This is a genomic window from Acinetobacter bouvetii DSM 14964 = CIP 107468, from assembly GCF_000368865.1.
GTDB lineage: Bacteria > Pseudomonadota > Gammaproteobacteria > Pseudomonadales > Moraxellaceae > Acinetobacter > Acinetobacter bouvetii.
The window spans coordinates 513,006-525,048 of sequence record NZ_KB849727.1; the positions used below are offsets into that span (position 1 = coordinate 513,006).

Consider the following 12,043-nt stretch of genomic DNA (forward strand, 5'->3'; position numbering starts at 1 on the left):
TGATGTTGGCAAATGAGCAATTTAAGACAATAAAAAGGCCCAACATCCTGTTGGGCCTTTTTACATATCAGTTGCGTTGGCATAACTCCTGTCGTACCTTCGTCCTTGTTCTTTGTTTTCTTATTCTTGTCTGGAGCATCCTGCTCTCTATGTCTCCATGATAGGAAATCAGTGTGAGATCGTATAGCGGCAAAGGGCGGGAATTGTTGTAAGCCAATGCGTACAAGGCTGATCACTTTTCCCTCTAAGAGTTGTCCGCAGAAATTGAAGGATGGTTTGAGCCATGGATGGGTTGATAATGCACAACAAAACATTAATTCAATTAAATATTGATCTGTTTTAATGGCTGAATATATCAAAATCGCTCACAAAAAAACCAATTTGTTTCTAAGTCGGCTTTTTGAGGTTTTTTCAGGTCGCTCACAAAATTTTAACAAACTGAAAAACAACAATATTTTAAATTTTCGTTTCGTATAGCAACCTTATGTTAAATGGATGTAGTTTGACACATCAGAATACATTGTATAAATTAACAGGAACGATTGTTCCAGTATGAATTTATGCGTGTTAAAGAATTTGATCCAGAAAAAGTTACTGAGTCTGCTATGGACGTCTTTTGGCGTAAAGGTTTTGCGGCTACTTCTATTCAGGATCTGGTTGAAGAGACTGGTTTATCACGCAGTAGTTTATATAGTACGTTTAAAAATAAAGAGGAATTGTACCAAAAAGCTCTACACCATTATCAAATCAAAACAAAAGCTAATATTGAATTATTATCTAGTCCAGGTTCAGTAAAAGATTTAATTAGCCAACTTTTATTTCAAATTATTAAAGATGAATTAACAGATTCACAGCATCGTGGCTGTCTAATTGCTAATGCTAGCCTAGAACTAGCAGGACAGGATGAAAAAATTGCTAAAACAGTAATTTATAACTTTGAAAGACTAAAAAAAGCATTGGAAAGCTTAATCATGAGAGGGCAAGAAAGTGGTGAAATTTCTATACATCATTCACCGCTCGCACTAGCTCTTTTTTTTGTGAATACAATTCAAGGGATAAGAGTTTTAAGTAAGGGCTGTACTGAAGAAACTCGTCAAGAATATCTGACTAATGTCGCTAAAGTTGCTTTAAATATATTGTAATAATTATTAATCGATCCTTAGCTAATATCGATGATAGCTAAGGATTTCATTTATCACCTATTGGAACGATCGTTCCTTTATAAATAAAAGTCTAGAGATATTTTCTATATGAACAGCGTCAATACCTTCACAACAGAGCACTTACCAATTGGGAAATTACTAGCATTCACACTTGCTGGCTTTATTACAATTATGACTGAAATTATCCCAGCAGGTTTATTGCCTTTGATAAGTAAAGACTTAGGTATTTCAGAGTCTTTAGCGGGACAATTAATTTCAGTATATGCATTAGGATCTGTAGTTACAGCAATCCCTATCGTTTCTGCAACACGCAGTTGGTCAAGAAAATCACTATTCTTATTAGCAATTAGTGGCTTATTTATTTTTAATAGTCTTACAGCGATATCCTCAAACTATATCGTCATATTATTACTAAGGTTTTTCGCAGGAATGTCTGCTGGAGTTATATGGGGAATTTTAGCTGGTTATGCTCGCAATATGGTATCTGGCAATCTACAAGGCAGAGCTATGGCGATCGTTGGCGTTGGTCAACCGATTGCTTTATGCATGGGAGTGCCTATAGCAACATGGCTAGGGAGTATGTTTGATTGGCGTGGCGTTTTCTTTATGATTTCTAGCTTAGCTTTGTGTTTAATCATTTGGGTACAAACAAAGTTACCTAATATCCAAGGGCAGTCGGTTGATAAAAAAACATCGGTAAAGGAAGTTTTCTACTATCCTGGAATACGTTCAATTTTAGCTGTTATTTTTTTATGGATATTTGCTCATAATATTTTGTATACCTTTATTGCTCCTTATCTTAGTTCAGTCCATCTCAATGAATCCCTTGATTTTATACTGTTAGTATTCGGTTTATCTTCAATTTTAGGTATTTGGATTACAGGTGTTTTTATTGATAAAGCATTAAGAAAATTAGTTTTAATTAATTTATTAGGTTTTGCTTTTGCCGCTATTTTTATGGGGCTGTTTAGTGGTCACACTTTGATGGTCATAATAGGTATAGCCTTATGGGGAGTTACCTTCGGCGGTGCTCCAACACTATTGCAAACGGCTATTGCAGATACTTCAGGGAATAATGTCGATATTGCTCAGTCTATGTTAGTGACTGTTTTTAACTTAGCTGTTGCAGGTGGCGGTATTGCAGGTGGAATTCTTCTCAAAGAAATAGGCATTAGTTCTTTTTTTGTCAGCATGACCTTTTTATCCTTGATTGGACTATTTATTGTATTTTCAGCACATAAAAATGGCTTTAAATCAGGTTCTCGACTTAGTATTGAATAAAATTAACATAATGCACCTTATACGAATTGCTTGAAGTTTTTTTATAAGCATCAATATTCTATATGAAACCATGATGGGGTTCAGCGCACTATCATGGTTTCTTTGTGACTATTCACGTTACACGCCTATTATTTAATACGCGCTCCGCAAGTTTGTAGAATTTACCTTAGGAATGCTTTGCACATTCCTAAACATAAAACCGTTAATGCACTTGCACTAAAAACTTTTCAATCGCCTGCTGCGCAATTTCCGCATCTTGAAAAGACTTCACGCCAGATACACCTACTGCCCCAACCAGCTGACCGTCATACACAATTGGTTCTCCGCCTTCCAGCATGCCATTAAAGGTATTCATGGTTAGAAAGCCCATCTGCCCGCCTTTAATCAAATCTTCAAACAGCTTTGACGGGCGTTTACTCATGGCAGAACACTTGGCTTTTTCTAAGCATAAGTTTGCCGTCATGGGTGAAGCGCCATCCATACGTTTCATCGCCAGCAAATTACCGGTTTCATCTGTAACCGCAATGCTGACATTAAAGCTGTTTTCAATTGCATATTGATGCGCCTGATTCAGCAAAAACTCAGCGTCTGCAAGTGTTAGATAATGTTTGGTTTTCATTGGCTCATTCCCTGTGCATTTATTTGCAAATTCATATAAAAAAGCCCGCAATATTATGCGGGCTTTTAGTGTACTGGATTTCAGCGCTTATGCATTTTTCATTTCAGCAAAAGTTTCTTTCGCCATTTCAATGGTAAATGCAATATCTTCATCACTGTGCGCGCTAGAGAAGAAACCGGCTTCAAAAGCGGACGGCGCCAAGTTTACGCCGCGTTGCAGCATGCCATGGAAGAACTTGCGGAAAGCATCGACGTCACATTTTAAAATGGCATCAAAACTGGTGATTTCTTCTTGATCGGTAAAATAAAGCCCAAACATGCCGCCGACTTGCTGGGTAAAGAATGGAATGCCCGCTTCATCTGCTGCAGACTGTAAGCCTGCCAGCAAGCCTGCCAATTTTTCAGTTAGGGTTTCATAGAAGCCTGGCTGACGCAGATGCTTAAACATTTCAATGCCGGCACGCATGGCTAATGGGTTGCCCGACAATGTGCCTGCTTGATACACCTTGCCTAAAGGCGCAATGCATTCCATCACTTCACGCTTGCCGCCAAATGCGCCAACCGGCAAACCTGCACCAATAATTTTACCCAACGTGGTTAAATCAGGTGTCACGCCATAATGCGCCTGCGCACCGCCAAGACCTACACGGAAACCCGTCATTACTTCATCAATAATGAACACTGAACCATGTTCATCACAGACATCACGAATGGCTTGCAAGAAACCTTCAATCGGTTTCACTAAATTCATGTTGCCTGCAACAGGTTCTACAATCACGCCTGCAATTTCAGAGCCGAATTTTGCAAAGCACTCTTTTAACATCGCAATATCGTTATACGGCAGCGTTAAAGTATGCTTGGCAAAATCTGCAGGCACACCAGCCGAAGTTGCTTCGCCTTCACCTTTGGTCAGCAAGCCAGAACCGGCTTTCACTAAAAGTGAGTCTGAATGGCCGTGATAACAGCCTTCAAATTTCACAATCTTGTCACGGCCTGTATAGCCGCGCGCCAGACGGATCGCGGTCATGGTGGCTTCTGTGCCTGAATTGGTCATTCGCACCAATTCAATTGACGGCATAATTTCACAGATAATATCCGCCAGAGTCGTTTCATGCACGGTAGGCGCGCCAAAACTTAAACCATCGACCGCGGCTTCTTGAACAGCCTTAATAATGTCTGGCTGGGCGTGGCCTAAAATCATTGGCCCCCATGAACCCACATAATCCACATAGCGTTTACCGTCTACATCATACAAGTATGCGCCTTGTGCTTTTTCAATAAATACTGGCGTACCGCCCACGCCGTTGAACGCACGTACAGGTGAGTTCACACCGCCGGGAATATGCTTGCTGGCTTGTTTAAACAGCTGTTCTTGCTTTGGAGATAAGCTCATGAAATGTCTCAACTAAAAATAAAGCCGCATCAAAAAAAAGCTTACGCTTTTGATGCAAATAAATCAGACCACTCTTCGATTCGTGCAGGAACTGCAGACATTGACCGGTTCAATATATCACTAATCACGGCGCAAAGGTCAGCGCCCGCTTCAATCACATCACCTGAATTTTCAACGGTTAAACCGCCAATCGCGCAAATTGGCACGTTAAATTTTGCTTTGGCTTGCTTTAACGTTTCTATACCGATATTGCCCGCTTCCGGCTTGGTATCCGTAGCATAAATTGCACCAAACGCCACATATGTCGCGCCTTGTGCAATAGCCTGTTCTGCAAGCTCTACCGAATTATTGCAGCTGCTGCCAATCAGCACATTTTTTGGCAACCGCGCTGCCGCTTCTGCAACTGAGCCGTCTTCTTGCCCTAGATGCACACCCACGCCATAGTGCACTGCCGCTTCAAGATCATCATTGATGACAAAAGGCACTTTATATTGCGCACATAGATGTTTCATGTACTCAATTTCATAAGCCTGATTTTCTTTAGGCACTTTTTTCCGGCGGTACTGCAATACTGCAACATCATAGGTCGCCATAGCCCCTTCAAGCTTAGCTAGAAGCAATTCAATAGGATCATCATTGGTAATTAGATATAAACCGCGCATACAACATTCACATCAATTAAATTTTTTCTATTATAGGCAAAGCGTGAATAATATTAAGCAGTTCTCATGTGAAATATTGTTTAAACCCGCTACAGACAATGCTGAACAAATAAAATTACGACCAGAAAGTTATGTAATGCCAATTTTAGAGTGAAAAATACCAAATTCTGGGGATAGCCTTGCTTTGGGTTAATTGTAAAATAACAGATATAGCGATAAAAAAATAAACTTAATAATTATAAATCACACCGCGCAAGATTAGGCCTTTTAATGATTTAAGATAAACGCATGGGGAGCGTAAATCATTAAAAGGCCTACCCTATTTTCAGAAAATCAAAACTTCTTAAAAAAACCGAAACCTTATAATAAAAAAAGCCTAGAGAAAGGTCGCTCTAGGCTTGGAAAGCATTGATCTTGCAAATGCTGTTCATCTTTTTCAAATATCAATCTTAATATTATTAGAACAATTACTTAAAAAATGCAATATTAAAATCTGAACAAAATTCAAGTTATTGATTCAGCAATAAATATATGCATATTTTTTAATCAGACGTCTGCAAACTCTGCATAATTATAACCATCATGCAGAATCCGCGATGAATTTCTCCATGGCAGCCCGCTTAGGTAGTTGAAATTCAGCTTTCAATTTTATCTCGACTGCGGTCTGCCAAGCTCAAATTGCCGCAAAGCACATCTGCAAGCATGCGCCAGTCAGATATAAAGCTGTAGATTGGCTGTTTAAAACTGGCAGGCTTATTCTTTTCAAATACAAAATGCCCTATCCATGCACAGGCATAGCCTGAAACCAAGCCGTAAACAAAATATTTAGCTTTGCGCTGGCGTACAGCCTTGGAAAAAAAATACAGCCCAATCGTGCTGCCAGCCACATGCAAGCGCCTGCTCATAATATTTCTGTGCTCAGTTAGATAAAAACGGTAAAAATCTGAATAGTTACGGATTGGCAATTCAAAAAACGGTTCTGATGAGGGCTCAATTGAAACTGGCGCTTGGACATTCATTTTTCGCATCTTCCTGATGATTTTCAATCACCATAGCGCAAATTTCAAGCAATGAAAAGCCAGTACAGCTGGAGCGTAAATATTTATTGCATGGCTATTTCATTGCCCTATGCTTGCGTGTTTTTCAGAAAATTGGTGCTAATCTCTGTTCAATTAAGCACTTTAGCATCGCGTCAAGTCTTACATGCATTTTGTTTTTGGTTAAAATCAAAAGCTAAAAAATGACATATGCATATTGCTGCAGGCATTTGATCAAGTGCTCCAAGCGCTGCGCCGATTAAATTGCCGACATAGATCTTATCAATTAGGACATAAACATGGTTGAAGTTGAATTGAAATTTCAAATTCCCGAAGCGCGCCGCACCGCGTTGCTGAAGGCGCTTGATCCAAAAAAATCACAGCAGATTCAACTGAAAGCTAAATATTACGATACGCCTGACCGATTAATGGCTCAAAAACATGCCGCTCTGCGTCAACGCTTGGAAGGCAGCCGCTGGATTCAAACTTTAAAAGCAGCCGGCAAAAGCCACATTGAACGCTTTGAACATAATGTAGATCTGGGTGAATCAGAACAAGCCCCCGAACTGAATCTGGAAATTTACGCACAGCACGCCGAGGCTCAAGCGGTACTGCAGAATGCTTTAGGCAATCAGCAGGATCAGCTCACTCTGCAATTTGAAACCGATATCGCCCGTACTTTACGGGTTATTCAGTATCAAGATGCAGAAATTGAAGTCAGCTTGGATATCGGCTGCATCCGTACCGGGCAAGCGGAACAGGAAGTGCATGAAATTGAGTTTGAACTGAAAAGCGGATCTATTCAGTCTTTATTGGCGTTTAGTTTTGAATGGGTGAAAAAATATCAGCTGTGGCTGGATGTGCGCAGCAAAGCCGAGCTTGGCAATTTATTAGCAATGCATCAGGCAGCCAGTCCTGCCACAAAAGCCAAAGAATTTGTACTGAGCAAAAAGGAAGCCGCCAATAAAAACTTACGGCAGCTGGTTGGCCAGCAGCTGCAGCACTTATTGCCAAATATTGCAGCAATGTCCGCGCAAACAGCTGCGCCAGAACATATAGAAGAAGCGCAACTGGCGCTGCAGCATTTGCAGCTGACTATTTCATTGCTGAAAGACTGGAACAGCGATATCTCCGATAAATGGGGCTATCAGCTGGAAGCATTTGAACAGCAGTTTGAACAATTGCATCATTTCGAACATATGCAAAATACGCTGGGCGCTTTTTTACAGAACCGGACCACCTCTGAAAATTTAGCCAAAGATATTTTATATGCTCAAGAAAAACTGCATAACTTGGTCAAGTCGACACTGAATGTGCATCACTATTTAGAACTGCTGATGTTCAGTTTAAATCCGCAAGACCAGCCGCAGCAGCATGATTTAAAATGGTTTGCGCAAAACACCCTGCAAAGCCAATATAAAGCGCTGCAAGACAGTTTAAATGATGCTGATATTGCCAATTTTGAAAGTTTGGATGTACTGGCAGCCAAAATTAAGGAGCTGAAATTCAGCTTTCCGATTTTGACATCCATTTATGATGTCAAAAATCTGCAAAAATACAGCAAGGCCTTAAATGATGCGCAATTGGCCGCCAAGGAATACCAAGTATTAGCCTCATCAGCAGCCTATATCCAGCAAACTGAGCTGGAAGCCAGCGACTGGTTTGTATTGGGCTGGCTGACGGCAAAGCAGGAAGTTTATGCGCAAAAACTGTTAGAAGCGACAGAACAATTTTTGGTGAGCCGTAAATTTATGAAATAGCTTCGGCTGAAAGAACCGTCCAGATGCAATACGGGCTGCCGCACACCCGCATTGCATCAATCTGTATATTTTTCAACCGCTTTGTTTTATAGTCAATACTCAAGATGTAATGCTGCTTTTAACTTACTGGGAAAGGTTGTTTTGCAATGTCCGAGATTGAACTTAAATTCCAAATTCCTCAGGCTAAACTGAAAGCCTTAAGCCGCTATGTGCAGCAGCAGAGCCCTAAGCGCTTGCAGCTGCATGCCAAATATTTTGATACTGCAGATTTATATTTACAGCAGCACCAGATTTCATTGCGCCAGCGCCTAGAAAATGAAAAATGGCTGCAGACCTTGAAAGCGCCTAAAAATAATATCGAACGGATTGAAATTGAAACCGAACTGAATCCGCACGAATCCAATTCAATCGGCTTAGAGCCCTATCTTCAGGAAAAGAGCCTGCAAGCCATACTTTTGCCTGCCCTGCAATCCCCATTATCTGTTCAATTTGAAACACAAATTCAGCGTCAGCAGATTCTGCAGTCATTCAATGGCAGTGAAATTGAAATTGCTTTTGACCAAGGACAAATCACAGCCAATGACCACGCCCTTCAGATTCATGAAATCGAATTTGAACTCAAGCAGGGCGATATACGCGATTTGATTCAAGCTATTCTGCCGTGGATTAAAAAATATCACATCTGGCTGGACAGCGGCAGTAAAGCGCTTAAAGGGCAAATGCTGCAGCAGTCGTGTTCAGCAGCGCCGGTTCAGTATCAATCTGCCCTTAAACTGAATGCGGCAGATGACTGCGATACGGCCCTGAAGAAAATCATCGCCAATTGCCTGGAACACCTGCTGCCAAATTCCAGCGCAATCGCTTCAGGTCAATTCAGTTCAGAGCATGTGCATCAAACCCGCGTTGCCATACGGCGCCTGCGCAGCGCGCTGAAAACCTTTGCTTTTGAATCGCCTGCGGTATCTAAAGCGGCCCTTTGGCAGCAAAAGCTGGCTGATTTGTTTCGGCAGTTTGGCACTACCCGCGACCGTGATGCCTTGTCTGAAAGCTTCATGCCCCAGTTAATTGCCGCTGGTTCACCGATTGTGCAATTGCCGCTGCTTCAAGAAACTGAAACTGTAAATATCCCTGATATATTTCAAACATCAGCAACAACGCTGCTTTTACTGGAGCTGATTGAATTTGCCTATTCACCGCCTCAGAAAAGCCCAAAACTCAAAAAACCGCTGAATAAACGGCTCGATAAAATGCATGCGCATATTTGCCGTGCGCAAACGCAATTTGCGCACATGCAGGATGCAGAAAAACACCAATTGCGCAAACGGGTAAAAACACTGCGTTATAGTGTAGAGTTTGCATCCTCACTCTATTCCAAAACCAAGGTAAAAACCTATTTAAAGGCCCTTAAGCCGTTGCAGGATAACTTAGGACGCTTTAATGACTTATCTGTCGCGTATTCATTATTTGAAAAAAATACACAGCAGCAGCCTGAAGCATGGTTTGTTCTCGGCTGGATCACAGCTGAAAAACAGCAGCTTGAAAAGCATATTGTTAAAAGTTTGAAACGCTTTAGCCAAGCGCAGCCCTTTTGGTAAATGTGCAAATGCATTTTTCGAATAAATCCGAAGCATCAGACCGGCTTCATTGATGCCATTCACCAAAGCGCATCTGAAATGAACTGATAATTAACGGTATTTGCCAAAAACTTTCCAAGTATGATTGTCAGCCAAGGGATCGCTATAACTGTCATTGCGCTGCTTGCGCGGTTTATCCCGAGCATCAACCAGCTGGAAATCATTTTCAACACTCAGCACAATGCCATTCACATAAAACCGTGTACGGGTATATTCGCTCTGCCCAAACTGAAAGACATAAGTGCGCAAGTCGATAAATTCACGGTGCGCAACCAAGGCCGCTGTATCATCTGCGTCCAGCCAGTGATGCATGGCGGATATTTCCTGAGGTTCAAACTGGCCGCATTTTTCCACTAAGCTTGCAATGCCGCGAAACGTTTTTGACTCTTTGGCGCGGGTTTTATTAATCCGGATGCGGTCTACATGAAAATAAAATAACGGCAAATTTAAATGGCTTGGCAAATGAATGGCGTCGATGACTTCATCTTCCATAAAAGGCTGGAACAGCACTTGCGCCCGCTCTATCAGCCCTTCCCATTGCTGATAATATTCATCAACTTGCTCTTTGCTGCCGTAGTAAATGGGCAAGCCTTCAACATTGGCTAAATTTGCCGGCGGCCAAATATTTTGACGCAATAACGCAATGTCGCTTTTTAAACTTTGTACTGCAATTGCATCTTGCATGGCGGTTTCCAATTTGCTTAGGCTATTTTTAGATTAAGTCAATGGTTTTGTTTCTGCAAGGCTTTGCCTATAATTAACCTTTAAGATTTTAGATGTCAGGAAAAATTCATGGTTCAAAAGATTGATGCGACCGATGTAACTGAAGAAGAAGCGTTAAATGCGGCTTTCTTTGAACGTGCTGATGAATTTATTAAACTTGCAAATGAATTTAGCCGCGTAGAAAAAGGTAGCCAAGAAAAGCCTGCTGAAAAACGCGCGCAAATCAGCGCTGCGATGCTGTTTGGCACAGCCCGTTTCAACACTTGGGTAGCAGCCAATAACTTCAAAGATGGCAATGAAATGCGCGATGCCAAAGATCAAGTCATGTCATATATCTTGCAGCAATTCCAAATGATGCTGGAAGACAACTACGATGAATACTGTGAACAGTTCGAAAACTATTTGCGCTTCCGCCATAATGAAGAATTCCATGCCAACAAGCATGATCACGATCATAAGCACTGAACGCCTTGAGTTTTGACCAAGTCATTCAGTCCTGCTGAATGCACGCAAACGCATTTAAAAGCCCTTCGGGGCTTTTATTGTTTTGATTGAATAGCATTCACCGCCTTAAAATACGCAGCGTTTTGTCATCTTTTTTGCAGATCTGCGGCTTTTTTATGATAAAAGTTTTGTTCAACACCACAATACTGCACATTAGGGAACGCCATGCAGCAGCTCGATTTTGGCATCATTGATGCGCACATTCACCAATGGGACCCCTACAGCACACCGCATGCGGCAGCCACCGCGGTAAAACTGCTGGGCAAGCACCCCAAGCTGCTGGACAAAATGATGCGCATGCTGAAACCCAGCGATCTGATAGAAACACTCGGACTGACCCAGCATGTCACATCGCCCTATTTACCTGCCGATTATAAAGCGGATATTGGCCGCTATGCCGTAGAGCAAGTGGTGCATGTTGAAGCCAGCTGGCATGACCATAAGGGCAAAGGCGTCATTGGCGAAACTGAGTTTATCTCTAAACTGCCTTTTGCACAGGAAGGCTTGAAGCTTGGCGCAATTGTCGGCACAGCAGACCCGAGAGACAGCAGCTTTAAGAAAATTTTAAAATTGCATCAAAAAGCGTCGCCAAAATTCCGCGGCATACGCAAAATGGCGGCGGCGCATGAAGACCGTCAAATTCATGCTTGGGCTGATGAGCCGCATTTATATGTCAATAAAAAATTCATGAAGGGTTTTGAAGCACTGGCGGCTCTAGATTTAAGCTTTGACGCATGGGTCTATTCCACTCAGCTGCCAGATTTAATCAAACTGGCTAAAGCGTTTCCTGAGACGTCAATTATATTAGATCACTTTGGCACACCTGCCGGCCTGTTTGGCCCTGTTGGCGCGCATACAGGCATCACCCAAACAGCTCGGGAAAATATTTTATTCCGCTGGCAGGATGATACCGCGGAACTGTCGCGCTGTCCCAATGTCTACACTAAAATGTCCGGCTTATTTATGCCGATCTTAGGCCACGGTTTTCATAAAGAACGCCGTTTAGCCAGCAAAGATGAAGTTTTTGATTTGGCATATCCGATGATTCATCATGTGCTGAACTGCTTTGGCAAATACCGTGTCATTTTTGCGTCCAATTTTCCTATGGACAGCGTCAGCACGTCACTGGTGAATATTATCGATGCATTCAGTGATGCCGTTGCAGCTTATGATCCAGATGCGCTTTCACACGTTTTTAGACATAATGCCAAACAGTTTTACCGTATGTAAATTTGCGGCGGGCTGACTGCCGCTTCAAATGCACAAGC

The 12,043-nt window shown here is 41.9% G+C and carries 11 protein-coding genes; 6 read left to right on the forward strand and 5 right to left on the reverse strand.

Annotated features, from left to right (window positions below; translation table 11 throughout):
* The first annotated feature begins 560 nt into the window (after positions 1-560).
* Positions 561-1,142: a TetR/AcrR family transcriptional regulator gene (locus F941_RS09450; protein WP_005010537.1), complete on the forward strand. Its 582-nt coding sequence runs from the start codon at positions 561-563 to the stop codon at positions 1,140-1,142.
* A 108-nt stretch (positions 1,143-1,250) separates the two neighbouring features.
* The gene (locus F941_RS09455; protein ID WP_005010539.1) at positions 1,251-2,444 is read left to right on the forward strand and encodes an MFS transporter; all 1,194 of its coding nucleotides are present in this window, start codon (positions 1,251-1,253) and stop codon (positions 2,442-2,444) included.
* Between the two features lie 202 nt (positions 2,445-2,646).
* Here the strand turns inward: F941_RS09455 and F941_RS09460 are convergent, their stop codons facing one another.
* The 4 genes from F941_RS09460 to F941_RS09475 form a co-directional block, all read right to left on the reverse strand.
* Complete coding sequence (locus F941_RS09460) at positions 2,647-3,063, reverse strand: GlcG/HbpS family heme-binding protein (protein ID WP_005010541.1); 417 nt, start codon at positions 3,061-3,063, stop codon at positions 2,647-2,649.
* A gap of 87 nt (positions 3,064-3,150) precedes the next feature.
* Positions 3,151-4,455 carry a glutamate-1-semialdehyde 2,1-aminomutase gene (gene hemL / locus F941_RS09465; protein ID WP_005010543.1) on the reverse strand — a complete coding sequence of 435 codons (1,305 nt, stop codon included), beginning with the start codon at positions 4,453-4,455 and terminating at the stop codon, positions 3,151-3,153.
* A gap of 41 nt (positions 4,456-4,496) precedes the next feature.
* The gene (thiE, locus tag F941_RS09470) at positions 4,497-5,117 is read right to left on the reverse strand and encodes a thiamine phosphate synthase (RefSeq protein WP_005010544.1); all 621 of its coding nucleotides are present in this window, start codon (positions 5,115-5,117) and stop codon (positions 4,497-4,499) included.
* 635 nt (positions 5,118-5,752) lie between these two features.
* The gene (locus F941_RS09475; protein ID WP_005010552.1) at positions 5,753-6,136 is read right to left on the reverse strand and encodes an Mpo1-like protein; all 384 of its coding nucleotides are present in this window, start codon (positions 6,134-6,136) and stop codon (positions 5,753-5,755) included.
* 317 nt (positions 6,137-6,453) lie between these two features.
* Between F941_RS09475 and F941_RS09480 the strand changes: the two genes are divergently transcribed.
* Together F941_RS09480 and F941_RS09485 are read left to right on the forward strand one after the other, a co-directional pair.
* Positions 6,454-7,914 (forward strand): CYTH domain-containing protein, encoded by a 1,461-nt coding sequence (locus F941_RS09480; RefSeq protein WP_005010554.1) that lies wholly within the window; start codon positions 6,454-6,456, stop codon positions 7,912-7,914.
* Positions 7,915-8,060: 146 nt separating this feature from the next.
* Entirely contained in the window at positions 8,061-9,509 is a 1,449-nt protein-coding gene (locus tag F941_RS09485; RefSeq protein ID WP_005010556.1) for a CYTH and CHAD domain-containing protein, read from the forward strand.
* Positions 9,510-9,599: 90 nt separating this feature from the next.
* On the opposite strand, the gene F941_RS09490 is transcribed toward F941_RS09485, so the two are convergent.
* Positions 9,600-10,232, reverse strand: a complete 633-nt coding sequence (locus F941_RS09490; RefSeq protein ID WP_005010559.1) for a hypothetical protein — start codon at positions 10,230-10,232, stop codon at positions 9,600-9,602.
* 108 nt (positions 10,233-10,340) lie between these two features.
* On the opposite strand from F941_RS09490, the gene F941_RS09495 reads away from it, so the two are divergent.
* A complete protein-coding gene (locus F941_RS09495; protein WP_005010560.1) occupies positions 10,341-10,736 on the forward strand; it encodes a DUF3144 domain-containing protein in 396 nt (131 codons plus the stop codon).
* Positions 10,737-10,940: 204 nt separating this feature from the next.
* The gene (locus F941_RS09500) at positions 10,941-12,005 is read left to right on the forward strand and encodes an amidohydrolase family protein (protein WP_005010563.1); all 1,065 of its coding nucleotides are present in this window, start codon (positions 10,941-10,943) and stop codon (positions 12,003-12,005) included.
* Positions 12,006-12,043: the final 38 nt, after the last annotated feature.

Excerpts from the sequence above, each read along its gene's own strand:
- F941_RS09495 (WP_005010560.1), top strand. The coding sequence starts at position 10,341 with ATGGTTCAAAAGATTGATGCGACCGATGTAACTGAAGAAGAAGCGTTA.
- F941_RS09480 (WP_005010554.1), top strand. The coding sequence starts at position 6,454 with ATGGTTGAAGTTGAATTGAAATTTCAAATTCCCGAAGCGCGCCGCACC.
- hemL (WP_005010543.1), bottom strand. The coding sequence starts at position 4,455 with ATGAGCTTATCTCCAAAGCAAGAACAGCTGTTTAAACAAGCCAGCAAG.
- F941_RS09485 (WP_005010556.1), top strand. The coding sequence starts at position 8,061 with ATGTCCGAGATTGAACTTAAATTCCAAATTCCTCAGGCTAAACTGAAA.
- F941_RS09490 (WP_005010559.1), bottom strand. The coding sequence starts at position 10,232 with ATGCAAGATGCAATTGCAGTACAAAGTTTAAAAAGCGACATTGCGTTA.
- F941_RS09455 (WP_005010539.1), top strand. The coding sequence starts at position 1,251 with ATGAACAGCGTCAATACCTTCACAACAGAGCACTTACCAATTGGGAAA.
- F941_RS09460 (WP_005010541.1), bottom strand. The coding sequence starts at position 3,063 with ATGAAAACCAAACATTATCTAACACTTGCAGACGCTGAGTTTTTGCTG.
- thiE (WP_005010544.1), bottom strand. The coding sequence starts at position 5,117 with ATGCGCGGTTTATATCTAATTACCAATGATGATCCTATTGAATTGCTT.
- F941_RS09500 (WP_005010563.1), top strand. The coding sequence starts at position 10,941 with ATGCAGCAGCTCGATTTTGGCATCATTGATGCGCACATTCACCAATGG.
- F941_RS09450 (WP_005010537.1), top strand. The coding sequence starts at position 561 with ATGCGTGTTAAAGAATTTGATCCAGAAAAAGTTACTGAGTCTGCTATG.
- F941_RS09475 (WP_005010552.1), bottom strand. The coding sequence starts at position 6,136 with ATGAATGTCCAAGCGCCAGTTTCAATTGAGCCCTCATCAGAACCGTTT.